This window comes from Tolypothrix campylonemoides VB511288_2 (genome assembly GCF_045999855.1).
Classification (GTDB): domain Bacteria; phylum Cyanobacteriota; class Cyanobacteriia; order Cyanobacteriales; family Nostocaceae; genus Scytonema; species Scytonema bouteillei_A.
In genome coordinates this window covers 55979-80942 of the sequence record NZ_JBFPMW010000016.1, presented here as the reverse complement: position 1 = coordinate 80942, position 24964 = coordinate 55979, and the positions used below count along the sequence as shown (strand labels likewise).

Below are 24964 nucleotides of genomic sequence, written 5' to 3'. Positions count from 1 at the left end.
AAAATTACATAAAAATTGAGAAGAGTGTTATATGTGTGGAATTGTAGGTATTTTTAATACTGCTAGGCAAATGTCTGAAGAAGAGATAGAAGCTATAGTGAAAAATATGTCCCATGCTCTCTATCACCGAGGACCAGATAGCCACGGTACATGGGTAGATCCTAAAAATGGTTTTGCTCTGGGACATCGGCGGCTTGCTATTATTGACATATCTTCAGAAGGACATCAGCCCATGGTGTCTGCAGATGGTCGCTACGTCATTGTATTTAATGGTGAAATTTATAACTTTTTAGAATTAAGGCATACTCTGGAAAAGTTAGGTCACTGTTTTCGGGGTCATTCTGATACCGAAATCATGTTAGCAAGCTTCAGCCAATGGGGAATAGATGGGGCGATCGCTCGCTTTCATGGAATGTTTGCATTCGCCTTATGGGATCGTCAAGAGCAACTGTTGCATTTGGGTCGCGATCGCCTGGGTGAAAAACCACTATACTATGGTTGGATTAACAATACTTTTCTCTTTGCTTCCGAACTCAAAGCCCTGAAAGCATATCCTGATTTTCATCCCGAAATCAACCGTGATGCTTTGGCGTTGTTTCTGCGGTACAGCTACGTTCCTACACCCTATTCCATTTACCAAAACATCTATAAATTATCCCCTGGATGCATCCTGACATGGAATGGTCGAGATACTAATCCCAAACCAGTACCGTATTGGTCTGTTAAAGAAGTTGCACAAGTGGGTGTTGCTGAACCCTTCACAGGCTCAGAGCAAGAAGCGATCGCACAAATGGAAACGCTTTTGTTGGAAGCCGTTCGATCCCAGATGATTGCTGATGTTCCTTTAGGTGCTTTCCTTTCAGGCGGAATTGATTCCTCTACAGTCGTAGCCTTAATGCAGGCTCAAAGTACTCAACCAGTCAAAACATTCACTATTGGTTTTTATGAAAAGACATACAATGAAGCGGAGTATGCCAAAGCAGTAGCAAAGCACTTAGGCACAAACCACACAGAACTTTACCTGACTCCACAAGATGCTCTTGATGTTATTCCTCGAATACCAACTCTGTATGATGAACCCTTTTCCGACTCCTCCCAAATTCCTACTTTTTTAGTTGCCCAATTAAGCAGACAGCATGTCACTGTCAGTCTTTCCGGTGATGGTGGCGATGAAATTTTTGGGGGATACAACCGCTATTTTTGGGGTCGTAGCATTTGGCAAACAATAGGCTGGATGCCCAAAACCCTGCGTCGGATGGCTGCAAATGGTTTAACAAGCTTCTCACCCAAAAATTGGAATGATGTTTTTACAAATTTTAGTTTCCTTTTACCAAACAAGCTCAAATACTCCAATGCAGGTGAGTACATACACAAACTAGCCAGAATTTTGGCAGTTCCCGATCCAGACGCGATGTATGCCGATTTGGTTTCGCAATGGCAAGATCCTTTGGCGCTAGTTATCAATAGTTACGAACCCGTGACAACTTTGAGCAATCGCCAGTCTTGGGCAGAGTTATCGGACTACACTCAACGCATGATGTTCTTAGATACAATCACTTACTTACCAGATGATATCCTGGTGAAAGTCGATCGTGCGAGCATGGGTGTAAGTCTGGAAAGTCGTATACCACTGTTAGATCGCCGTGTTGTCGAATTTGCATGGCGCTTACCGCTATCAATGAAAATCCGTAACGGTCAGGGAAAATGGTTATTGCGTCAAATTTTGTATAAGTACGTGCCTCAAGAATTGATTGAGCGACCCAAAATGGGCTTTTCTATGCCCATTGATATATGGTTGCGCGGTCCCTTACGCGACTGGGCAGAAGAATTACTTGATGAAAATCGTTTGCGCGAACAAGGATTCTTTCATCCCTCCCTGATTCGCCACAAGTGGATGGAGCATTTGACAGGTAACCGTAACTGGCAACACCATCTGTGGACAGTATTGATGTTTCAAGCTTGGTTAAATCAGTCGGTATGAAAAAACGTAATTAGAAAAGTTGCAAAAATTTTTAGTTAACCCATTAGGAAGGATTGAGACAATATAATGAATATTACAGTTATCGGGTTGGGTTATGTTGGGTTACCTGTGGCATTAGCAATTGCCAAAAAATTTCCCAACACAGTTGGTTTTGACATTGACAGCAAAAAAGTTGCAGCCTTAAAGCAAGGAATTGATACCACGGGCGAGGTATCTGTTGAAGAATTAAACAATACTACCTTGAAAATAACTTCTGAAACTGTTGATTTGTTAGACAGCAACTTTTTTATCATTGCTGTACCGACTCCAATAGATAGCAACTGTTTTCCAGATTTAACTCCAATCGTGAAAGCGTCTGAGACTGTGGGTAAAGTTTTAAAACCTGGAGATATAGTAGTGTACGAATCAACAGTCTATCCAGGCGTTACAGAGGAGATATGTGGACCAGTACTAGCACGGGTATCCGATCTGCGACAGGGAGTGGATTTTAAGTTAGGTTATTCACCAGAACGGATTAATCCTGGTGATAAAACACATACTTTAGAAAAAATCGTTAAAGTTGTTGCAGGAGAAGATTCGGAAACCTTAGAAAAAGTTGCTCGTGTTTACGCAACAATTGTTGATGCTGGTGTCTATCGAGCTCCTTCTATTAAAGTTGCTGAAGCAGCTAAAGTTCTTGAAAATACTCAGCGCGACCTTAATGTTGCATTAATGAACGAGCTCGCACTTATTTGCGATCGCTTAAGTATCCGCACCTGTGATGTTTTAGCAGCGGCTCGAACCAAGTGGAATTTTTTAGGCTTCACACCCGGTCTTGTGGGTGGTCACTGCATTGGAGTCGATCCATACTATTTAACTGCAAAAGCACAACAGGTAGGATATTACCCCCAAGTCATTCTAGCTGGGCGACGGATCAACGATAGCATGGGTAAATATTTAGGAGAACGCCTGGTCAAACTCTTAGTACAAGCCAATGTCAATATTAAAACCGCAAGGGTAGGAATTTTGGGACTGACATTTAAAGAAAATGTACGAGACCTTCGTAACAGCCGGGTACCAGACATCATTACAGAGTTGCAACAATTTGGGATAGAACCTCTGGTACACGATCCCTTAGCCGATAAAGCACAAGCCCAGCATGAATACAATCTTGAAATCACTGATTGGAATGCAATTAGCAATTTAGATGCAATGGTACTTGCTGTCAACCACAAAGCCTACCTGGATATACCTCTTGAAGAGTTGTTTTCTCGTCTTCGCCCTGGGGGAGTTTTGATGGATGTAAAATCTGTTTTCGATCCCGCGATTGTACCGTCTTACATAAATTACTGGAGTTTATAAGAGCCAAATCTATGACAAAAATATTAGTTACGGGTGCTGCTGGTTTTATAGGTTTTCACTTGAGCCAACGCTTATTAGATAGAGGAGATGAAGTCATTGGGCTAGACAATCTCAATGATTACTACGATGTCAACCTTAAAAAAGATAGATTAGTCCAACTGCAAGATAAATCCACCTTTAAGTTTTATCAAATGGATATAGCAGACCGTGAAGGAATAGCCAAGCTGTTTGCTAAATACAACTTTGATAAAGTCGTCAATTTAGCCGCACAAGCTGGGGTGCGCTATTCCTTAACAAACCCCCATATTTATGCAGATAGCAACCTCATTGGGTTTATCAATATTTTAGAAGGTTGTCATCAGACTAACGTTCAACATTTAGTTTTTGCTTCTTCAAGCTCCGTTTATGGTGCAAATACGAAAATTCCATTTTCTGTTCGTGACAACGTAGACCACCCAATAAGTTTATATGCTGCTACTAAGAAAGCTAACGAACTCATGGCACATACTTACAGCAGTTTGTATGGTTTGCCAACAACTGGGTTGCGTTTCTTTACAGTTTATGGTCCTTGGGGACGCCCAGACATGGCGCTATTTCTATTTACAAAAGCAATTTTAGAAGGGCAGGCAATTGAGGTTTTTAACTATGGCAAAATGAAGCGAGATTTCACATATATTGATGATATTGTAGAGGGAGTTATTCGAGTTCTAGATAAAATTCCCGAACCAAATCCCTCATGGATAGGGAATGCACCAGATCCCAGTACGAGTTATGCTCCTTACAAAATTTATAACATTGGTAACAATCATCCCGTTAAGTTAATGGCTTTTATTGAAGCCTTGGAAAATTGTTTGGGTAGAAAAGCAGAAAAAAAACTGCTGCCATTACAACTAGGTGATGTTCCAACTACCTATGCAGATGTCGATGATTTAGTTCAAGATATAGGTTTTAAACCCAATACCTCCATTGAGGTAGGAATAGAACGTTTTGTTAAATGGTATGTCTCTTATTACCAATCTTAAAACACTTATGCAGTTTACTAGAAATCAAACAGCAATGCCAGAAACAACTAAGCTATTTCACATCACGACTGTCCCAGAAACATTTAACTTTTTTAAAGGACAGATAGACTACATGAAGGCACAAGGATATGAAGTTCATGCCTTATCTTCGCCTGGAAAATTGTTAATCCAATTTGGCTATCGCCAACAAATTCCCGTTTACGGAGTACCCATGCAGCGACGCATTACTCCGCTACAAGACATTTATGCCATATTTCAAATCTGGCAGTATTTGCAGTCTGTCCGCCCCGAAATTGTTCATGCTCACACACCTAAAGGAGGACTTCTGGGCATGATTAGTGCAAGACTTGCAGGAATTCCTGTTCGTATTTATCATATCCGTGGGTTACCTATGATGACTGCAACAGGTTACAAACGCCTGCTGTTAACGTGGAGTGAAAAGCTTTCCTGCTTATTTGCTCACCAAGTTCTTTGTGTTAGCCACTCAGTTCGTGAAGTAGCTATCAAAGAAGGTCTTTGCCCTCCAGAGAAAATTAAAGTCCTTTTGGGAGGTAGCAGTAATGGTGTTGATGCATCTCATAGATTTAACCCTGCTAATTTAGATCTATATACCCGTCAGCAGACGCGGACAAAGTACGGTATCCCAGACGATGCTGTTGTTGTTGGATTTGTAGGTCGTATTGTCCGGGATAAAGGTATAGAAGAGTTAACAAAGGCATGGCAGATCTTACAGCAAGAGTTTTCCAACCTGCATTTACTTGTTGTCGGGTGTTTTGAACCTCAAGATTCAGTAGCTACAGATATACAAGAATCACTCACAAGCGATCGCCGTGTCCACATGACAGGAATGGTTGACGATACACCACCACTTTATGCAGCAATGGACATATTAACCTTGCCAACTTACCGTGAGGGATTTCCGAATGTTGCTTTGGAAGCAGCAGCAATGGAACTACCAGTAGTAGCTACGTGTGTCCCTGGTTGTACAGATGCAGTACAAGATGGAGTCACAGGGATATTAGTACCACCCCGTGATGTCAGAGCGTTAGCAACAGCAATTCGCAGGTATTTGCTCAACTTAGAATTACGCTGTCAGCATGGGGTTTCAGGGCGCAAGCGTGTTTTACAGGATTTCCGTCAAGAAGCTATCTGGAACGCCCTACATCAGGAGTATTTGCAAATTTTACAAGCTAAAGGACTATCCACTCCTGAGTCTGTATTACATCTTCAAGAGGCAATTCTGAGAACATAGGGCTTCGTTGTACAAAATATCGATGAATAGATGATTGAGTTCTTCCAACAGGAAGAGAGTGAAAAGTATGATGTCAAAAAAATTAGATAAAGACAATCCTCCAAAAATAAAATTTTTGATTGCATTCTGCTTTCTGAGTATAGGATTAATTCAATGCAATTCCTTAAATGAAGTGGGAGTTTCATCACCACAAAATTTACAATTTAAGATTCAGCCATCTAGCATCAAAATCGAGCGCAAAAATACTTTTTCTGTCAAAAAATTTGGTGCTAGAGGTAATGGAATTACTGATGATACAAAGGCGATACAAACCGCAGTAGATACTGTCTATGCCCGAGGAGGAGGAACCCTTGTCTTTCCTCCTGGTGTCTATCTTGTGACTTCTGTTAAGCTCAAGGACAATATCACCTATAAGGGATATGGAGCAACTATTAAACGACCTAAAAATCAGGGAAAATGGACAAGAACTTTTAGAGCTGAATATGCAGGTCGGCAAGATTCTAAACTATTAATTATCAAAGGCTTTACTTTTGATGGAAATAGCCAGAATCAAGGATCTTACAAAAATTATGAGTTAGAACAAGCACATTTAATATTTTTGACAGCGAACCCCAAATTTCCTGGAAAATTAAAAGCTTTGATTGAAGACTGTGTTTTCAAGAATGGTGTTGCTGATGCTATTTCTGTCTACACTAATGTAACTGTCAAAGTTAACAAATGTGAAGCTGTTGATGTGTTCCGTGGGGGTTTTGTATTAACAGGCGGAAATTCCTTTGTTGAAGTTGAGAATTTCACAACAAGAGGAGAGGTCGATCCTGCTGGAATTGATGTAGAAGTTGATGGACGGGGTTATGGAAATACTTTGAAAGTAGATGTTAAATTTCAGAATCTGAATTTGATGGATGGAAAGTTTGATATTGGAGTTGCAGATGCATCGACAGTGATAGGTGACAATATTGTTTCTAATGATGCCCCATTTGTGCTTTACAGTTTAAATTCAACAATGAAATTTACAAATTCTAAATTTAAAGTAGGAGCAGCAGATGGTTATACAAACAGGATTTTGTTTCCTCATAATGTGACCTTTGAAAACTGTGAATTTTATGTAACCAGAAAAGAAACTGACAAACCGTACAGTTTTTTTAGTGCTGCTGATATTTGGTGGCAACATTCCAGCCAAGGAATTCAACGCAACCAACTAATAGTTTTCAAAAACTGTTTGTTTAAGGTAGATAAAAACATGAAATCCACCGATACAACTTATGCGATTCATGTCCGAAAAGATTTTCCCTTTACAAACAATAACTTGAGGGTAACTGGAGGGCATATCGCTAAAGATTTCAAAACTCCGATTGTTAGAGAATAATTCAGTAAAATCTCAGGAGGTCTTTGTGTTTACTCAATATTTACAGGGTGTTCATTTCAAGAAATACAACAGATTTATCAAATCTCTATTAGATAGAGTTGTAGCGGCAATTGTCTTAATCATTTTCTTTCCCGTGATGCTAATAATTGCGATCGCCATCTATAAAGATATGGGGCGTCCTATTTTCTTTTGCCAACCCCGCCCAGGTAAAGATGGTTGTATTTTTACTTTCTATAAATTTCGCACCATGACGAATGAGAAAGATCGCAATGGCAACTTATTACCTGACGAACAGCGATTGACGCTTCTAGGTAAATTTCTCAGACACACTAGCTTAGATGAACTTCCTCAACTTGTGAATGTCCTCAAAGGCGATATGAGCTTTGTGGGTCCCCGTCCTCTCCTTGTAGAGTACTTAAATTATTACACACCACAACAAGCTCGCCGCCATGCCGTTAAACCAGGAATTACGGGTTGGGCTCAGGTAAACGGTCGTAACAAGCTCTCGTGGCTGGATAAATGTAATTTAGACGTCTGGTATGTCGATCATCATTCGCTTTGGTTAGATTTGAAAATCTTAGTAATGACGTTCTTAAAAGTTCTCAAGCAAGAAAACGTAGGATCGTCAGAATGTTCTGAAGTATCAAAGCAACAAATTGCAGCTATTAAGGAAACAAAGCAATTATTCTCAGTCGATCCTATGGGTCTGGATTGATTGACAGAGCGAGATGAGTTAAGTGATTTGCAACAGCAGTGCGAACTGATTCATGAAATTGTGTATTTCTATGTAAGGAGTTATCTTAAGATGAAGCCAGTGACCGTGGTTGTAACAGGAGTAGGAGCACCTGTTGGAGTTGGCATTATTAAATCTTTGCGGGCTTCTAATTTACCGTTAAGGATTATTGGAGTTGACTCTGAGCCACTTGCTCAGGGACTGTTTCGCGTGGAGCGAGCACACTTAATACCCTCTGCTCGCCAGAACCCAGATGCATACTTTAATGCCTTAGTAAAAATTAGCCAGAGAGAAGGAGCAGATATCTTGTTTTCTGGATGGGAAGGGGAATTACCCATGCTGGCTGAACGCAAAGCTGAATTTGAGGAACGTACAGGGACAATTTTACCCCTCGCCCCGGATGCGACTCTCAAGGCTCTAGATAAATGGTTAACAGCTAAGGTGCTTGCAGTCTTTGGTGTACCCGTACCCGATACGGTGCTTCCTACAGAGCGGGCGCAGTTAAAAGATTTTTGCCACAACCATGCATTCCCCTACATTATGAAACCACAACGAAGTTCAGGAGGAAGGGGCTTAGTGCTCGTCCATACAGACGCAGAGCTTGAGTTTTTTAGCCACTACATCTGTGACCCTGTTGTACAAGAGCAGTTGTTACCGGATGACAAAGAATACACCATTGGAGTTTTTATCCAAACTGATGGGAAACCGGGTGGAGCACTAGCACTCAAGCGCAGTCTTTCAGGGGGGCTCAGCTATCGCATGGAAAGCGATAAGAACACTGATGCGTGCGATCTTGCAATTAAGGCTGCTAAAGCTATGGGTTTAATTGGTGCAGTTAATGTTCAAATGCGCCTAACTTCGACTGGTTTTAAGGTTTTTGAAATCAATCCAAGATTTAGTAGTGCAACTTGCGTGCGAGCTTATTTTGGATTGAACGAACCCGAACTCACAATTCGTCACTTTATTTTAGGAGAAGAAATATCTCCCCCTGAGGTCAAAGAAGGGATCTGCTTGCGGTTTTGGGAGGAAATGTATTTTCCGATGGAAGTTAAGCATGCTGCTCGGGAAGGAGAATACCAGTATCGAGGTGAAATTTTGAGCCAGTTTTAATAAGTGGGAAAAAAGAAAATTCAGCCCAACCATGAACCACTAATTATGAACAACACTATGAATATACAAATTATTGATGTATCCAATCCTTTATGGTCAGATACGCTGCAAAATCTACGCCACGATTTTTATCATTTACCCGAATATGTGGCTTTAGAAGCTAAAAGAATGAAGGCTGTTGCAGAGGCAATTTTCATTCAAGATGATGACAAAATTTTCTTTTTGCCTTATTTGTTACGTCGATGTGATGATGTCTTTTCTGAAGATTTAAAGGCATCGGATATTTTTGATGTTTTGTCACCTTATGGCTATCCCGGCATTTTATTGAATGACGCAGGATTAGAGAACCCAGAGTTTATCTCTTTAGTCATGGCTCAGCTTGCACAAACATTCAAGCATCGGAGAATTTGTTCGGCTTTCTTACGCCTGCATCCAATATTAAACGACCATTTCGAGCGAATTTATCCATCACCAACTTGTAAAATTCATTCGGAAACTATTGCAATTGATTTAAATTTGACGGAAGCTGAAATTTGGCATCAAACCAGACCAGAGCACCGTACTAAAATTAACAAATGCAAACGAAATGGTTTTGTAGCGAGAATTGCTCCTTTGGATCGGTATCTTCATGATTTTCTAGATATTTACACAGAAACGATGACTCGTGTTGGAGCATCACAATCTTACTATTTTAGTCGTGAATACTTTTGGCATTTTGTAGAAGCTTTAAAACAGAGTCTTCATCTGTGTATTGTTGAACGCGATCGCCAAGTTGTTTGTGCAGGTTTGTTTACTGAACGCTGCGGTATTGTTCAGTATCACCTTGGGGGAACAAGAAGTGAGTTTTTGAAATTTTCTCCCAGTACTCTAATGTTTAACTATGTTCGATACTGGGCAAAAGAACGAGGTAATAAAGTTTTTCATCTTGGTGGTGGAGTTGGAGGAGCACAAGACAGTCTTCATCATTTTAAGGTAGGGTTTTCTCGACAAAGGTACAATTTTCCTCTCATTCGCTTAATTACAGATGAAGAAACATATATGTATCTCGTCGATTTGCAAGCAAAACTGTTGAATACACAGGTAAACCAACTCCTGACAACAAACTTTTTTCCTGTCTATCGTTCACTCTCAGTCTAAAAATATGGGTTATGAATAATACTAAAGTGTTAGTATTCGACTTGGATGATACTCTTTTTCCCGAACATGAATTTGTATTGAGTGGATTTCAGGCGGTTAGTGAGTGGGTACAATCTAAATATGGAATTTTTGATTTCTTTGATGTTGCTTGGAAATTGTTTCAGGAGGGGATACGAGGCAAGATTTTCGATATAACTTTCGAGGTTTTAGAGATTAAGTATGAACCTTCGCTGATTCAAGAGCTTGTCCGAGTTTATCGGGAACACAAACCGACAATTTGTCTGCATGAAGATGCACAGTGGGCAATGGATTACTTCAAATCTGAGAAACAGCTTGGTCTCATTACCAATGGTTTTCTAAAAACTCAGCAGAACAAAGTGAAAGCATTGGGAATTGAATCTAATTTCGATGAAATTGTCTACTGTGATGTCTACGGACATAAAAATTGGAAGCCCAGCCCAGTCCCTTACAAAAAAATGATGGAGTTTACAGGATGTGAAGGAGTTGAGTATATGTATGTTGGAGATCATCCTTATAAAGATTTTGTAGCTGCAAAAACCCTCGGCTGGCTCACATTACGTATTTGCCGTAAAGACGGTGAGTATAGAAATGTAATGGCAGAAGAAAATCATGATGCTCACTTCAAAATTAGGTCTTTGTATGAATTGAAAGACCTTTGTTAAAACCCCGGTGAATCAATCGATTACTTGCTGACAGTAAAAGCACTCATCTTGCGTTAGCTCAGAGAAGGCAAACAAAACCATGAATAAACCAATTCTCCTCTCAACACCCCACATGAGCGATCGCGAACTGGAATTTGTTAAAGAAGCCTTTGACACTAACTGGATCGCCCCTATTGGTCCCCATGTAGATGCTTTTGAGCAAGAATTTTGTCAAGTGACTGGCGCTCATCATGCAGCAGCGCTCATTTCCGGTACAGCAGCTATTCATTTAGCTTTGCAATTAGTTGGCGTTAAGTATGGGGATGAAGTTTTTTGTTCTACGCTCACATTTACTGCAACTGCTAACCCAATTGTTTATTTAGGAGCAAAACCTGTATTTGTTGACAGCGATCGCACTTCATGGAACATGAATCCCGAGTTGCTTTGTGAATCCCTGGCTCGTCGCGCCAGAGAAGGCAAATTGCCCAAAGCTGTTGTACTGGTGCATTTGTACGGTCAAAGTGCTGATATCGATCCCATTTTGAAAATTTGCAATGAATATGAGATTCCTTTAATTGAAGATGCGGCTGAAACGTTAGGCGCTACTTATAAAGGGCGAACGCCTGGTACCTTCGGGCGTATTGGTATTTACTCCTTTAACGGGAATAAAATCATTACGACGTCTGGAGGCGGGATGTTAGTTTCTCATGACGAAAAACTGACGAACAAAGCCCGTTTTTTAGCAGCACAAGCACGCGATCCGGCTCCTCATTACCAACACTCAGAAATTGGTTACAACTATCGCCTTAGCAATGTTTTGGCTGGTATCGGTCGCGCTCAGTTACGTGTTTTGAGCGAGCGAGTTGCAGCTAGACGACGCAATTTTGAGGTGTACCACCGGGCTTTAAGAAATTTACCAGGACTAGAGTTTATGCCAGAAGCTAGTTTTGGATTTGCGACTCGGTGGCTGACTTGTTTAACAATCAATCCCAAGCTGTTTGGTGCAGATCGAGAGCAAATCCGTGTAGCGCTAGCCGAACAGCAAATTGAAACTCGTCCTGTATGGAAGCCGTTACACCTACAGCCAGTATTTGCAGGCTGTGAATGTATTGGAGGTGCAGTCGCTGAAGACTTATTCACACGGGGTCTTTGCTTACCTTCTGGCTCTAATCTCACAAACCAAGACTTAGAACGAGCGATCGATGCCATTTCTATAACCCACCATAACAAAAGCAGCGATCGCACTTCTTCAATCGTGGGTCATAAGTCATTGCTCATTGGTAAAAAACTATGAACAAATGACAATATAAATTGTATCGCTCTATCAATAATGAAACAATAAACATAGATTTAAAATTTGTTATGGAAACACAAGTAACTGTTGTAAATCTTGATAAATACTGGCAAGTACTCAAGCACCGTGGATTCCCTGCTTTAGGAATCTTAGTGTCGGTTTTCTTGATATCAGTGTTCGCATTATCTCTGAAAAAATCTTCTTATGAAGCGGAAGGAAAACTGTCATTACAAAATAACACGATTTCTTCTCTAACGGGAGTAGGAACTGACATAGGTAAGTTAGAACCATTAACAGGCGATCGAAGTAATCTTCTCCATACAGAAGCAGAAATTATCAGTTCTGTCCCTGTTGTGCAAAAAACTATTAACCTCCTTAACCTCAAAGACAGCGAAGACAACCCCCTCAAATCGAAGGATTTTATTAACCGATTGGCGATTAAAGAAATTAAAGGAAGCGATGTTCTACAAATAACATATAAGGACACCAATCCTAAAACATCTGCAGATGTTGTTAATACTTTAATGCAAGTCTATTTAGACCAAAACATCTTTTTCCATAGAATGGAAGTCGCATCTGCTCGCAAATTCATCGAGAGACATTTACCAAAAGCCGAATTAGTTGTGCAGCGTGCAGAAGCTGAATTACGCAAGTTCAAAGAAAACAACCAGATTGTTGCTTTATCAGAGGAAGCGACTAGTGCAGTAGCAAGGATGGCTGATTTACAAAAGCAAATTGGGGACTCTCAATCTAGAATTGCCGATCTCACTGCTCAGTCTCAAGCTATCCGCAACCAATTGAAGGTGAACTCCCAACAAGCAGTCATTGAGACTTCTGTCAGTCAGTCTCCTGGCGTGCAAGATGTACTTAAAGAAATCCAGCGGCTAGAAACTGAACTTGCTGCTAAAAGAAGTACTTTGCAAGATATTCACCCCACAATCATTCATTTAAAAAGTAATTTAGCAGCTTTTAGAGAAATATTAAACAGCCGGGTTCAAAATGTTGCAGGGACTCCGCAACCACAATTGAATCACAACCTGCAACTTGGAGAATTGCAACAAACCCTTACGGCTAGACTCATAGAATTAGATTCCACTCGTTTGGGTTTAACCAATCAAGTCTTGGCTTTAACCAATTTACAGTCTAACTATAGAAAGAGGTTAGAGGTATTGCCGAGATTAGAGCAACAACAACGGGAGTTAGAACGTCAACTACAAGCCGCCCAATCTACCTATTCCCTCTTATTACAAAAGCTCCAAGAAATTCGCATTGCCGAGAATCAGAACATAGGCAACGCCCGCATTATATCTGCTGCTCAAGTCCCAGAAGATCCGACTTCTTCTCCTATGCTTTTATACTTAAGTGCAGGTTTAATTGCTAATTTAGCAGCTTTGGCAAGTCTATACATTTTAGAAGCACAAGATAAATCCATTAAGACTGTAGGTGAAGTCCAAGAATTATTGGGAGAGACTTTATTAGGAATTATCCCCTCCTTTGATAAGCTCAAAACATTAAATTACAGCGATCGCCACTCTGAATCTTCCCTCTATCAACTTGTTGTTAAAAATACCCCACGTTCTGCAGTGAGTGAAGCTTACCGAATGCTAAGGGCTAACTTGAGATTTATTAGCGCTGACAAGGAAGTAAGAGTGATAGTTGTTACAAGCGCTGTGCCTAGAGAAGGGAAATCAACAGTAGCTGCGAATTTAGCAACTGCAATGGCTCAAATGGAGAGCAAAGTTTTGCTGATAGATGCAGATCTGCACCGTCCAGTTCAGCATCAAATTTGGGAACTATGTAATACTGAGGGTTTAAGCAATACGATTGTCGGACAAGTTGACAGCGGGACAGCTATCAAAAGAGTTTGGGATAATTTAGATGTCCTCACGGCTGGTGTTGTACCTCCTTCTCCAGCATCTCTCCTTGACTCCAAACGAATGGCTCGGTTAATTGAAAGTTTTGCTGCTACTTACGACTTTGTGATCGTTGATGCTCCAGCATTAAATGTTGCTGCTGATGCGGCTATTTTAGGTCACATGGCTGATGGTGTATTGTTTGTTGTTCGACCGGGGGTTGTTGATTCTGCAAGTACTATTTTTGCTAAAGAGCTTTTGGAAAAATCCGGTCAGAAAGTTCTGGGTTATGCAGTCAATGGAGTCAGTTCTAACAATAAACGCTATAACTACTACTACACTGAAGGCTACACTTCTGACACTCCAGTGACTTCAAATCGGGGGATTCTTGGTTCAATGAATTTACGTATTTAGAAACTTGCAAAAAATTAGCCGATACAATATAAAGTGTAGTATGCTGGTACCGAAAGCATACTACACATTGCTGCAAGTTATTTCCGTAATATTTTAAGCAAACTGTGTATTATTTGCAACTAAAAGGGTACTATAAGTGTGCGTCTAAACTGAATATGAGCCCTAAACGGTCAACCGTACCCTTCAGAAAGTTAGGGCTTGGGACTTAATATAATGTAATTTTATCTTTATAGAACTATTACATTTTTTTCTTCTTCTATCTAAAGAAGATTTTCGATAATATGATACTTGCTTTTCAGTAATTTAACTATATATGTGAATTCTAAGGTAAGTCTGAGAACGTTGATTGATAATAGTTAAGTCGCTTGTTCTTACTTAAAGAATTTTAATTCTAGTAAAGTATAAATTCTTTACATCAAATAATAGTTATATCTACGGTTATTCATACTTTCTAGAATTTTTGAATTCATCAAATCTTTATACCTCTATATTAGATGTCAAGTTGCAGCTGAAGACTTTCTATACTAAACTGCAATCTATGCGTGAGAGTTGTGTGTATAAAGAACGCAGCCAAAGGATGTCAGAACTTAGGCTGGAGTTTGCTGAATTCAACAAGGTTTTTTGGCATTTTATGAAGACTGAAGCTCAGCTTCAATGATGATTGTGGTTGTCGGTGTCTAATTCAAAAAATTGTTACAAACTCTTAACGTATATAACACCAAAAATTTAAAGGAATGAGTCATCATGAGGATTCTTATTGTAGAGGATAATGAATCTATCATTAGGTCACTCACTGCACTCCTTCATTATCAAAGTTATGCAGTGGAAGTGACCACAAATGGTCAAGCAGCTTGGGACTTAGTACAAGCCTTCAACTACGATTTGATACTGCTCGATATCATGTTACCTGAACTCGATGGTATTAGCCTGTGCCGCCAGTTGCGATCGCGTGGTTTTACAGTCCCGATTCTTTTGTTAACAGGTCGAGATAGCGGTCATGATAAAGCCATGGGGCTAGACGCAGGAGCAGATGATTATGTGGTAAAACCTTTTGACTCCAAAGAACTTATTGCTCGTATCCGCGCTTTACTGCGTCGGAGTAGCTCTACTCCATCACCTATATTAGAGTGGGGAAACCTGCGCCTTGACCCCAGCAATCTTGAAGTCCGTTATGAAACGCAACCGATACAGCTCACGCCTAAAGAGTACGCTCTTTTAGAGTTGTTGATGCGACATCCTAAAAGGGTGTTTAGTTGTGATGCAATTCTCGAACATATTTGGTCATTTGCAAACACACCGACAGAGGAAGCCGTGAGAACTCAAATCAAAGGATTGCGGCAGAAGTTAAAGGCTGTGGGAGCACCTACCGATATAATTGAAACTGTTTATGGTATCGGGTATCGTCTCAAAGCGTTACCAACAAAACCGATAAATAACATCTCTCTGAAGAGAGGTAATAAACAGCAACAGCAGACATCACCCGCATTAACAGAAGCTTTGAATCGGTTTAAAGAAAGAATGAACCAGCATATAACTGTGCTCGAACAAGCTGCTACAGCTTACTTGCAACAGACACAGAGCCAGGAACTCCAGACTTTAGCCGAACAAGAAGCTCAAACATTAGTAGCTTCATTGTGTCATTGTGGTTTGAACAAAAGCGCTCAGTTAGCTCGTACAATCAAACATTACCTGCAGCTCAGCCAACCTTCAACTAAAGAAACTAAGTACTTGTACAAGTTGGTAATGGCTTTACGCAAAGAAATAGAGTCTTCATCCCCAGGATTACTGTCAAAGTTGGCAAATTCCAAAGATGGACGCCCCAAGTTATTAATAATTGATAGCGATCGCCAACTAGCACGTGAATTAGTGATTAGGGCTGAAGCTCAAGGAATCATTGCAGAAGTAGCGACAACCTTGTCTGAAGTTAGGGATAAAATTGACTGTTTTGCTCCTAATGCCATTTTACTTGACCCCCTTGTCGGAAATACAACTGAAGAGAGTTTTGCCCTGCTAGCAGAACTTTTATTACAAACACCACCAGTACCTGTTGTGGTCTTTACAACCCATAGCAATTTGGATACTCGCTTGGAAGTGGCGCGATTGGGAGGACGTACTTTTTTACAAAAGCCAATGGCTGCTAATGAGGTGATACAAGTTATTACGCATATCTTGCAACCAACTAACATTGACTCGGAAGCAGTGGTGATGGTTATAGACAACAATTCCCAAACTCCAAACACGTTAAAAGCTCTATTAGAGCCTTGGGGACTGAAAGCGATCGTAGAGAAAGATCCGCAACAGTTTTGGGAAACTCTAGAAGCATCTACACCAGATTTACTGATTGTCAACCTTGATATGCCCAACTTAAACGGCAATGAACTGTGCCAAATAGTACGAAACGATGTACGTTGGGGTGGATTGCCAATTCTATTTCTTGCCAATAATATAGATGCCACCACTATTCATCAAATTTTTGCTGCTGGTGCCGATGATTTTGTCAGAAACCCAATTGTAGGTCCAGAACTAGTCAGCCGTATCCTCCATCGGTTAGAACGGACTAAACTGCAACGGAGTTTAGCAGAAATTGACCCGCTCACTAGAGTGTACAATCGCCATCGAGCCACTCAAGACTTGAACAAGCTACTGCGCTTGAGTTTGAGGCACAATCAACCCATGTGTTTGGCTATTCTAGAATTAGATAAGTTCAAGCAAATTAACAGCGATTTTGGTCACGCAGCTGGTGATGCAGTCCTGCGACAACTCGGACAACTTCTACAGCGATCGTTTCGTGGAGAAGATGTTGTCTCTCGTTGGAGTGGAGAGGAATTTGTCGTTGGGATGTATGGTATGACTCGAAGCCAGGGACTCCAACGAGTTGTTCAAATTCTAGAAACACTGCACGAGCAAAAGTTTACTGCTAGCAATAACAGCGAGTTTCAAATAACTGCCAGTGCGGGTATAGCCCAATACCCAGAAGATGGCGACGATTTGCAGTCTTTATACAAATCTGCCAATATTGCCCTCGGTCGTGCTCAAGCAACCGGTTGTAACTGCGCGTTACCAGCACTTACCCAAAATTGATTTGAAAATTCTTGAGAATTGTTACGTTGCAGCATCCCATTCAAGAGATCTTCCAGCCACCGTACAAGTAGACACTGTTATATTTCTTAACGAACTGCGATTAGTTCAGATGGAAGAAACTCTTTAAGCTTTTATAAAAGATTCCTTCTCTCCAGGCACTATTCAACCTTGCTCTCAAACAATCTGACTAAATAAAGCGAAGATATACGTAAGTCTCATTCATAAGAAGAGTATTTTTAGCAGAATTAACACGTAAATTTATTGATGATTTTGCTACTTCATCTTCACAAGATTCTCACATTGTGACTTTAGAATGAAATTATTCCGTAAAAACAGCACGTCCTGAATACTGCAAACACATAAAGTTTAAGGGCTGATACGTAATTGCAGTTAATCTCCATACAATTTTAGACCAGCTTGCATTGCTACATCGTGTTCTCTCCCGTGTCTCACTTGTTTCACCAACAAGTCATGTCTTTGAATGCAACTCCGTATTAATATCAACTGCTTTATTAAACATTTATTACTCGACCCTTGAGTGGAGGTAAAAAGATTATGAATTCTTGCCCTTGCTGCACCGACCAGTTATTACGCCACGTTCGCTCTCAAGGGATCTATTGGTTTTGCCCGACCTGTCGGCAAGAGATGCCAAGTTTTACCAGAGAAGCCAAAAAAATTAACTTGCTTGAAATGAATCTCAAAAATGCCTGCAAAGTTACCGAGTACTATATCAACAGCGCTATAAAAGCCGAACAAGTTTTTGCATGAGCACAAGGTTTGGACGTGTTTGAGAGGCTGCAAAATTCCGAACTTCTTCAAGGATCGGTTGGTGAATGGGTAATGTTGCTCCTCATACCAATTCTATGTGAAGTTGCACACTATTGCCCTCACTCTAGAAGAGTGGACGGCAGGCGCTACAACGGGGGGAACCCTCCGAAGTTTGCTATTGGGGAGTCAGTGCGGTCTTGGGGAGACAGTGCGTTGCGGAGGTTTCCTCCGTTGGAGCACCTGTCGTCTTTGCCCAAGTGAAGCATCTGACGTGGAAACCCCCAAGCCGCAACTTCTCTCCGCAACGCGCTGCCTCGGCTATACAAACAAAGCCTGCCTAAGCGCAAAGCGCACGCTACGCGATGCCGCAGGCTATGCCCGTAAGGGCTATACGCAGGCTAATTATATGCATCTTCATAGAAAATTGGTATCACCATTACCTTGTTCTTATAGGGGATTTCCCACGCCCAGGAGACTGGCGTATAGTCCTGCGGGCGTACTCCCTTTCCGCCATAAGACTACCGATCTTCTTCTCCTCTTTCCTCTGTGTCCTCTGCGCCTCTGCGGTTCATTTAATTAAGAAATCTTCGAGCGGGAAGGGAGTAGCTTCGCATCGCGTATAGCCCTTACGGGCATAGCCTGCGGCATCGCGAAGCGTGTGCCTTGCACATAGCGTCTCCGTAAGGAGATACCCGGAGGGACTTGGTTTGTATAGCTGCGATTTCAATCGCTTAATGTTTTTTCCAAATTGGGATGCTCCCGTTGTTATAGGTATCACCAATAAGTTCTGTCTGGGAACGAGAAAGATTGGGTCAACGTTTAAACGCAAAGATATCGTGAATAACTTGTACCCACCCATCAGAAACAGATTCAAGAATGCGATCGCCTTTATCTTGAGTTGCAACTGTAGGATCGCCTATAACCCCGCTTTGACTCAAATCCCGTGTTGTCCAAGCAAAAGATAGCTTACCTTCGATGCTGAGCAAACTCCCTTCTGGCTGTTCGGGAGGATATTCTACAACTGCAGCATCCATTTTGACTTGTTCGGGTAAAATTGCCAGCATAATACTAGTTTCAGCATCCCCGGCATGAATTCCTAATTTTTTTTCTTTAGGAGTCAGTAATTCTCCAGTAATATGGGGAACTCGCCAGGTGAAAAGTGGAAACACAAAAAAATCGCTGTATTTAACGTGTAGATCTCGTGCGACAATATCCATAACTTGGGGTTGTCCTCCATGAGAGTTCATCAACACGAATTTTCTAAACCCAGCACGGTAAACACTTTCTCCAACTTCTATCAAAGTTTTCAGTAAGGTTTTAGCACTGAGGGTAATCGTACCGGGAAAATGCCAATGTTCGTTGGATTTACCGTAGTAAAGATTTGGCAGGGCATAGGCTGGAATGTTGGGGTCTAGTTTTTCCAAAGCTTTTCCCAAAACCGCTGCACCAATAGCCGCATCAACAATCAGTGGTAAATGGGGACCGTGTTGTTCTACTGCTCCTACTGGTTGGATTATGACAACATTTTCTTTGTTCGGCATTGCTTGAACATCAGTCCACGTCAAGTATGGAAAAAAGCGTGATGGAGGAATGAAGCCGTGCATATTGGTTATTATATCTCTGATAAAATTAATACATAAAAGGTAGCGACTGAGGATTGATTTCCCAGTCCTCACTCCCCAGTCCATATGTACTCAAAAAAAGCAATGGTCGTAAATGATGGAGCTATCCGTACCTTATCTGTTGATATTGGTGGTAGCGGTGTTAAGGTAATGGTTCTAGATACCAAAGGCAATCCCTTAACGGAAAGGGCGCGAACAGAAACGCCCCAACCTGCTATACCAGAAGCTGTGATTCATGCGATCGCTTCTTTAGCAGCAACTCAAGGAGAATATCATCGCGTTTCAGTAGGTTTTCCTGGTGTTGTGCGTAGTGGTGTCATCGGAACAGCAGTGAATTTAACTCCTGAGTGGGTTGGGTTTGATTTGGCAACAGCATTGTCAGCACGTTTAAATCAACCCGTGCGTGTCATAAATGATGCCGATATGCAAGGTTTGGGCGCAATTTCTGGAAAAGGCGTGGAATTGGTGGTTACACTGGGTACGGGTTTTGGTTCTGCTTTGTTTGTTGATGGCAAACTGGTGCCAAATTTGGAAATGGGACACCATCCGTTTCGCAAAGGGGAAACTTACGAAGAACAATTGAGACGTTCGACTTTAGACAAGATTGGTAAGGAAAAATGGAACAGGCGTTTGCAAAGAGCGATCGCATCTTTGGAACATCTCTTCAACTACGATTACCTCTACATCGGCGGAGGGGAAGCCAATAAAGTCAATATTGAGTTGCCAAAAAATGTAAAGATTATTCCAAATGTGACTGGATTATTAGGCGGTATTGCTTTGTGGAAGGATTAAGTGTTGTCATTTGTCATTGGTTATTGGTCAAAAGTCCCATAGGTTGGGTTGAGGAACGAAACCCAACATTCACAGACATTTGTTGAGTTTCCACACGGGTTTACCCAACCTATAGTTGTAACTGTTGTGAAAGTAAAATCATTGTATTTAGCTCGTAGTAGCGCTTTAGCGCATACATCGTAACTACAAACTGGTAATGATTATTTGCAGCTACTTATATCAGATCCGGTAGCATTTGAATAATTAAAAAACCGCCGAGAACGCAGAGGACGCAGAGGGAGAGGACAGAGGAATAATATCGATAGCAACGGAACAGTAATTGATAGGAATGTCATCATAAGATGTTGCTTGTAGTGTCAGATTTAAATGAACTATACAAGGGCACAAAGAGTGCGAAGAAAGAAGAAAGTACAGCGGTAATTTTATAGTGGGAAGAAAATCATATGACAACTTCTCTTAATTTTTTTAGGATAGCAATCAGTGCAGGAGTTGGAAACACCTCTCCCTTGTCTTCCTTGTCTCCCTTGTTCGGATATCAAATAGGATTGCTATAGAATATATGTTCTGTATAGCAATTGAAATATGACCGCCAAAAGCAAAAGAGTCGATAATGATTCACCGTGGAAAGAAATTTTAGAAGCATACTTTCCCCAAGCCATGCAATTTTTCTTTCCGGAAGTAGCGGCATTAATTAACTGGGAACGTCACCACGAATTTCTGGATAAAGAATTTCAGCAAATCGCACGCGATGCAAAACAAGGTAGGCGATATGTCGATAAGTTAGTCAAAGTTTGGCAACTTCAAGGAGAAGAAATGTGGTTGCTAATACACGTAGAAGTCCAGGCAAAATCAGAAGACGACTTTGCACAAAGAATGTTTTCTTACAATTTACGGATTTTTGACCGATTTGCTAAACCTGCCATAAGTTTGGCGATTTTGTGCGATTCCGACCCCACATGGCGACCAAACCAATATAGTTACAGCTACCCCAAGACCAAGCTGAACTTTGAATTTGGCACCGTCAAGCTTCTCGATTACCAAAACCGTTGGACAGAATTAGAAGCCAGCAATAACCCATTTGCAACGGTAGTCATGGCAAATTTAAAAACGCAGGAGACAAGTAAAAAACCAGGAGAACGAAAAAGTTGGAAATTTAGCTTGATTCGACGATTGTATGATTTAGGATTGACAGAGAGAGATATTCGTAACTTATATCGATTTATCGATTGGGTTATGATATTACCAAAAGGATTGGAAGCAGAGTTGTGGGAAGAATTTAAGCGATTTGAAGAGCAGTGCGTTGCGCGGGTTCCCCGCGTTGTAGCAACTGCGGAACAGGAGCGGAGTATGAGTTATATTACCACAGGCGAGCGCATTGGTTACGAACGGGGAAAGCTTGAAGGAAAGCTTGAAGGAAAGCTTGAAGGAAAGCTTGAAGGCGAACAAAAACTTATTCTACGGCAACTACAAAGACAGCTAGGGGAGTTGCCACAATCGGTGAGAGAAAGCATTCAAACCCTTTCAACAAACCAATTAGAAGCACTTGGCGAAGCTTTGTTAGATTTTACAACTATTGAGGAGTTACTGAACTGGTTAGGAGCAAATCCAACAGTGTAAGGTAAACTGCTGAGAAGCTCGATTTAACGTAGAAGCAGCTTGTCAACAACTGTGAGAACATTAAAGGCAGCGATCTCAATGTTGTCCAATTTCGCCCTACCTCTGCCACTGGTATAATCAGAGCAGCACTCGGAACCCACTCTTGAAACTGTTCTGCGATCGCTCCCTTTTGTCAGCCCAATGAAAGATGAACGATCGCTTCACAAAGCTTTACATGGGAGAGAGAGTAAGGGTAAAAACTATGCAATTAAAACCTATTAATCAACAAGTTGTTGCTGTAGTCGGTGCTTCTAGTGGGATTGGGCGCGAAACCGCTTTGAAGTTTGCCCAAAAAGGCGCAAAGGTGATGGTTGCTGCGCGTAGCGAATCAGGGCTACAGTCTTTGGTGAAAGAAATCCAAAGCTTTGGCGGAGAAGCCGCATATGTTTTAGCTGATGTGAGTGATTTTGAACAAGTCAAAGCGATCGCAGACAAAACTGTCGCACTTTATGGACGGCTAGATACATGGGTTCATGCTGCAGCAACAGGTGTACTTGCTCGCTTCGACCAAATCTCACCAGAAGAGTTTCAACGCGTTGTAGACGTTACCTTAATGGGACAAGTTCATGGTGCAATGGCAGCACTCCCTTATCTCAAACAAGAGGGACGAGGAGCATTAATTCATATCTCCTCAGTGGAAGGTGTCCGCAGTTTACCACTACAAAGCCCCTATTCTGCTGCCAAGCATGGGGTTGAAGGTTTCTTAGAATCGCTGCGTGTTGAGTTGCAACATGAAAAATTGCCCATCAGCGTGACATCCATAAAGCCTGCGGTGATTAACACCCCTTATTACAACAAAGTTCGCACCAAGCTGGGGGTTAAGCCTACAGGAATACCCCCATATTACCAACCCAACATTGTTGCCGATGCTATTCTTTACGCAGCAGAACATCCCACTCGCGATTTTATAGCAGGGGATGTTGGCAGAGTCTTGGATGTGTTGCAACGGGTTTCGCCAGAACTTGTAGATTCAATACTGACGCTGATTGCTTTTGCAGGACAGAGGACTAACGAACCTAAGTCAGAAGATGCACCAGATAATCTCTATGGACCTGTACCTGAGTATGACAGAGTGAAGGGAGACTTCGACCAATTGGCAATTCCAACTTTCTTAGATTGGCTAGATATGAATCCACCTCTTAAATGGGGTGCAGTTACCTTTGCAGCATTAGGTGTTGCAGCTTTGCTTGGTGGATGGCGTCCTGGAAATAATGTTTAATTTGGGTCTTACCTCTCTTTTATTACTTTCGTAAAAGAAAATTTGAAACTCCGTTTTTACGTTCTTGAGCATAGATAACTGCTTGTTGCTGTGGAGTGGCTCGTTTACTTATCTGGGACAGCGGCTCCACCCCCAAGATGCAGATACCTCATTGTATGGAACTGCTTGAGAATCTTGAACAATCCAAGCCCCATGTACAACAACATAACAGGCATCAGGACCTAACTTATCGCGCACGGTCAGTTCTATTGCCGATTTGTTTGAATGTACAATCTTACGGTAGGTGCAAAACGATTGCTGGGAACTTGAATGCAGGCAGCGATGCTCAAAACCCGAATTTTCAGGTGGTATTCCAGTTGGACTGACTTGAGGGTAGACGTAAATGACAACTCGGATTGGAATTTGTGAAGTCTCAAGCCACCCTAATGTTGTTGATTTTTGTGCTATTGCAGACCAGTGCATGACAGACGGAGGCACTTTTATACTGCCACGAGCAGCTGACCAATCAATATAAAATGGCTCTATTGTTGGTTCTCCAGGTGCTGCAACCAAAAATAATGGTGCTGTCTTGGGAGCGGCTAGCTGTTCGTTTGGAAGGTAAGGGGCAACTGAAGTATCTTGTTGATTCGATTTGGTAGTACATCCGCAGTTAAGCCCGATCGCGATTAAGCTAACTGCAATTGAGCGGAAGCACTGGCACTGCACGGATATTAACGTCGGACGCACTGAATTTCATCATCGTTCTGCTCGTAAGCTGCTGCTGAAAAGTTTTGAACTCCAGTGCTGACCGTACCGAATCCTTCAGTACGGTAACGATGCCAATCTCCTGCCTTACACTTAGCAACAACTGTTCTACGGTAGTTTTGCACCGTACTGCTTGAAGCGGTAACGGTTTTTGGCGAGAGTGTGGCTACACGCTGCCAGCCGTACCAACGCGATCTGTAAGTCTTGCCGCTAACGGTGTTTGAGATTAAAGGAAGAACTTTACAAAATGACACGATGCGAGTGTGAATTTCTTCAGAGTATGTATTAGAGGCATGTGGTGTATTCACCTGCAAACCACATTGCCCGCTTGAGGGATAAGCAAAGGTGCTGACCCTTTCATAATCACCGATCGCGCTGTTCCATACAGTCTCAGAAGTCCGGTTCCCACTCTCAGGTGCGATCGCTGTGGATTGGTCAATTCCAACATCGGATACGCTATCACTGACGTTCTCAAACTTTGTCTCAGATCTATCTTGCGATAAATTCTCAGATGCTGAATCTTCAACTGATACCGCATAAACTGTGGCAGTTAGTGAGAATGACATCAGCAAAAGTACTGCTGTTAGCCCTTTTCTCATGGCTTTTCCTCCCAACAAGTGCAACAAAGACTTGTTGTTATAAATTATCTCCTAACGGTAGTTGATTTTACTAAGAGTCGCAAATTCGTTTACTAACTCTAAACTGGGGTTTTCAGTCATTGTTTTATAATTTTTCAGCAATTGCTAATTAACCCTTTTGTGCAGTTGACTATGCTGTTTAATTGCTATCAAACAACTAGCAGAATGCTGTAGTTGTCTTTGTAGCAAGACCAATAGAGCAATTTTAAAATGGGAACAATTTGTTACCTTCTACTAGATTCGCTTAACAATTCCATACAATTTACGGGTTTTGACTTG

At 41.5% G+C, this 24964-nt stretch carries 19 protein-coding genes; 16 read left to right on the top strand and 3 right to left on the bottom strand.

Going from position 1 to position 24964, the window contains the following annotated elements:
- Nucleotides 1-31: 31 nt before the first annotated feature.
- The 13 genes from asnB to AB0756_RS34345 all read left to right on the top strand — a co-directional run bounded on the left by asnB (nucleotide 32) and on the right by AB0756_RS34345 (nucleotide 18014).
- Nucleotides 32-1981, top strand: a complete 1950-nt coding sequence (gene asnB, locus AB0756_RS34405; protein WP_072040721.1) for an asparagine synthase (glutamine-hydrolyzing) — start codon at nucleotides 32-34, stop codon at nucleotides 1979-1981.
- A gap of 66 nt (nucleotides 1982-2047) precedes the next feature.
- A complete protein-coding gene (locus tag AB0756_RS34400; protein ID WP_038086464.1) occupies nucleotides 2048-3322 on the top strand; it encodes a nucleotide sugar dehydrogenase in 1275 nt (424 codons plus the stop codon).
- An 11-nt stretch (nucleotides 3323-3333) separates the two neighbouring features.
- Entirely contained in the window at nucleotides 3334-4344 is a 1011-nt protein-coding gene (locus AB0756_RS34395) for an NAD-dependent epimerase (protein ID WP_050045465.1), read from the top strand.
- A 7-nt stretch (nucleotides 4345-4351) separates the two neighbouring features.
- Entirely contained in the window at nucleotides 4352-5596 is a 1245-nt protein-coding gene (locus AB0756_RS34390) for a glycosyltransferase family 4 protein (RefSeq protein WP_237266045.1), read from the top strand.
- Between the two features lie 67 nt (nucleotides 5597-5663).
- A complete protein-coding gene (locus AB0756_RS34385; protein ID WP_167844845.1) occupies nucleotides 5664-6962 on the top strand; it encodes a glycosyl hydrolase family 28-related protein in 1299 nt (432 codons plus the stop codon).
- 25 nt (nucleotides 6963-6987) lie between these two features.
- Nucleotides 6988-7677 (top strand): sugar transferase, encoded by a 690-nt coding sequence (locus AB0756_RS34380; protein ID WP_050045466.1) that lies wholly within the window; start codon nucleotides 6988-6990, stop codon nucleotides 7675-7677.
- Nucleotides 7678-8805, top strand: coding sequence for an ATP-grasp domain-containing protein (locus AB0756_RS34375; RefSeq protein ID WP_038086456.1), 1128 nt, complete (start codon nucleotides 7678-7680; stop codon nucleotides 8803-8805). It abuts the gene before it with no gap.
- Nucleotides 8806-8850: 45 nt separating this feature from the next.
- Nucleotides 8851-9942 (top strand): GNAT family N-acetyltransferase, encoded by a 1092-nt coding sequence (locus AB0756_RS34370; protein WP_408019925.1) that lies wholly within the window; start codon nucleotides 8851-8853, stop codon nucleotides 9940-9942.
- Between the two features lie 11 nt (nucleotides 9943-9953).
- The gene (locus AB0756_RS34365; protein WP_050045468.1) at nucleotides 9954-10625 is read left to right on the top strand and encodes an HAD family hydrolase; all 672 of its coding nucleotides are present in this window, start codon (nucleotides 9954-9956) and stop codon (nucleotides 10623-10625) included.
- Nucleotides 10626-10704: 79 nt separating this feature from the next.
- Nucleotides 10705-11898 carry a DegT/DnrJ/EryC1/StrS family aminotransferase gene (locus tag AB0756_RS34360; RefSeq protein WP_050045469.1) on the top strand — a complete coding sequence of 398 codons (1194 nt, stop codon included), beginning with the start codon at nucleotides 10705-10707 and terminating at the stop codon, nucleotides 11896-11898.
- 68 nt (nucleotides 11899-11966) lie between these two features.
- A complete protein-coding gene (locus AB0756_RS34355; protein WP_038086450.1) occupies nucleotides 11967-14165 on the top strand; it encodes a GumC family protein in 2199 nt (732 codons plus the stop codon).
- 744 nt (nucleotides 14166-14909) lie between these two features.
- Nucleotides 14910-17246, top strand: coding sequence for a response regulator (locus AB0756_RS34350; RefSeq protein ID WP_038086447.1), 2337 nt, complete (start codon nucleotides 14910-14912; stop codon nucleotides 17244-17246).
- 555 nt (nucleotides 17247-17801) lie between these two features.
- Complete coding sequence (locus AB0756_RS34345; RefSeq protein ID WP_050045470.1) at nucleotides 17802-18014, top strand: hypothetical protein; 213 nt, start codon at nucleotides 17802-17804, stop codon at nucleotides 18012-18014.
- A gap of 812 nt (nucleotides 18015-18826) precedes the next feature.
- On the opposite strand, the gene AB0756_RS34340 is transcribed toward AB0756_RS34345, so the two are convergent.
- Entirely contained in the window at nucleotides 18827-19618 is a 792-nt protein-coding gene (locus tag AB0756_RS34340; protein WP_038086444.1) for a creatininase family protein, read from the bottom strand.
- A 102-nt stretch (nucleotides 19619-19720) separates the two neighbouring features.
- Here AB0756_RS34340 and AB0756_RS34335 point away from each other — a divergent pair, with 102 nt between their 5' ends.
- From AB0756_RS34335 to AB0756_RS34325, 3 genes are all read left to right on the top strand, one after another.
- Nucleotides 19721-20428 (top strand): ROK family protein, encoded by a 708-nt coding sequence (locus AB0756_RS34335; protein WP_038086440.1) that lies wholly within the window; start codon nucleotides 19721-19723, stop codon nucleotides 20426-20428.
- Between the two features lie 582 nt (nucleotides 20429-21010).
- Complete coding sequence (locus tag AB0756_RS34330; protein ID WP_038086437.1) at nucleotides 21011-22045, top strand: DUF4351 domain-containing protein; 1035 nt, start codon at nucleotides 21011-21013, stop codon at nucleotides 22043-22045.
- Nucleotides 22046-22286: 241 nt separating this feature from the next.
- Nucleotides 22287-23303, top strand: a complete 1017-nt coding sequence (locus AB0756_RS34325) for an SDR family oxidoreductase (protein WP_038086433.1) — start codon at nucleotides 22287-22289, stop codon at nucleotides 23301-23303.
- A gap of 108 nt (nucleotides 23304-23411) precedes the next feature.
- Here the strand turns inward: AB0756_RS34325 and AB0756_RS34320 are convergent, their stop codons facing one another.
- Nucleotides 23412-24029, bottom strand: a complete 618-nt coding sequence (locus AB0756_RS34320) for a hypothetical protein (RefSeq protein ID WP_137986192.1) — start codon at nucleotides 24027-24029, stop codon at nucleotides 23412-23414.
- A complete protein-coding gene (locus tag AB0756_RS34315) occupies nucleotides 24014-24646 on the bottom strand; it encodes a hypothetical protein (protein WP_038086427.1) in 633 nt (210 codons plus the stop codon). Before AB0756_RS34315 ends, AB0756_RS34320 begins: the two co-directional genes overlap by 16 nt.
- Nucleotides 24647-24964: the final 318 nt, after the last annotated feature.

What these genes read in the sequence shown, in the direction of transcription:
- AB0756_RS34395 (WP_050045465.1), top strand. Translation starts at nt 3,334, where the DNA reads ATGACAAAAATATTAGTTACGGGTGCTGCTGGTTTTATAGGTTTTCAC.
- AB0756_RS34355 (WP_038086450.1), top strand. Translation starts at nt 11,967, where the DNA reads ATGGAAACACAAGTAACTGTTGTAAATCTTGATAAATACTGGCAAGTA.
- AB0756_RS34335 (WP_038086440.1), top strand. Translation starts at nt 19,721, where the DNA reads ATGGTCGTAAATGATGGAGCTATCCGTACCTTATCTGTTGATATTGGT.
- asnB (WP_072040721.1), top strand. Translation starts at nt 32, where the DNA reads ATGTGTGGAATTGTAGGTATTTTTAATACTGCTAGGCAAATGTCTGAA.
- AB0756_RS34365 (WP_050045468.1), top strand. Translation starts at nt 9,954, where the DNA reads ATGAATAATACTAAAGTGTTAGTATTCGACTTGGATGATACTCTTTTT.
- AB0756_RS34340 (WP_038086444.1), bottom strand. Translation starts at nt 19,618, where the DNA reads ATGCACGGCTTCATTCCTCCATCACGCTTTTTTCCATACTTGACGTGG.
- AB0756_RS34400 (WP_038086464.1), top strand. Translation starts at nt 2,048, where the DNA reads ATGAATATTACAGTTATCGGGTTGGGTTATGTTGGGTTACCTGTGGCA.
- AB0756_RS34360 (WP_050045469.1), top strand. Translation starts at nt 10,705, where the DNA reads ATGAATAAACCAATTCTCCTCTCAACACCCCACATGAGCGATCGCGAA.
- AB0756_RS34350 (WP_038086447.1), top strand. Translation starts at nt 14,910, where the DNA reads ATGAGGATTCTTATTGTAGAGGATAATGAATCTATCATTAGGTCACTC.
- AB0756_RS34330 (WP_038086437.1), top strand. Translation starts at nt 21,011, where the DNA reads ATGACCGCCAAAAGCAAAAGAGTCGATAATGATTCACCGTGGAAAGAA.
- AB0756_RS34345 (WP_050045470.1), top strand. Translation starts at nt 17,802, where the DNA reads ATGAATTCTTGCCCTTGCTGCACCGACCAGTTATTACGCCACGTTCGC.
- AB0756_RS34385 (WP_167844845.1), top strand. Translation starts at nt 5,664, where the DNA reads ATGATGTCAAAAAAATTAGATAAAGACAATCCTCCAAAAATAAAATTT.
- AB0756_RS34325 (WP_038086433.1), top strand. Translation starts at nt 22,287, where the DNA reads ATGCAATTAAAACCTATTAATCAACAAGTTGTTGCTGTAGTCGGTGCT.
- AB0756_RS34315 (WP_038086427.1), bottom strand. Translation starts at nt 24,646, where the DNA reads ATGAGAAAAGGGCTAACAGCAGTACTTTTGCTGATGTCATTCTCACTA.
- AB0756_RS34370 (WP_408019925.1), top strand. Translation starts at nt 8,851, where the DNA reads ATGAACAACACTATGAATATACAAATTATTGATGTATCCAATCCTTTA.
- AB0756_RS34390 (WP_237266045.1), top strand. Translation starts at nt 4,352, where the DNA reads ATGCAGTTTACTAGAAATCAAACAGCAATGCCAGAAACAACTAAGCTA.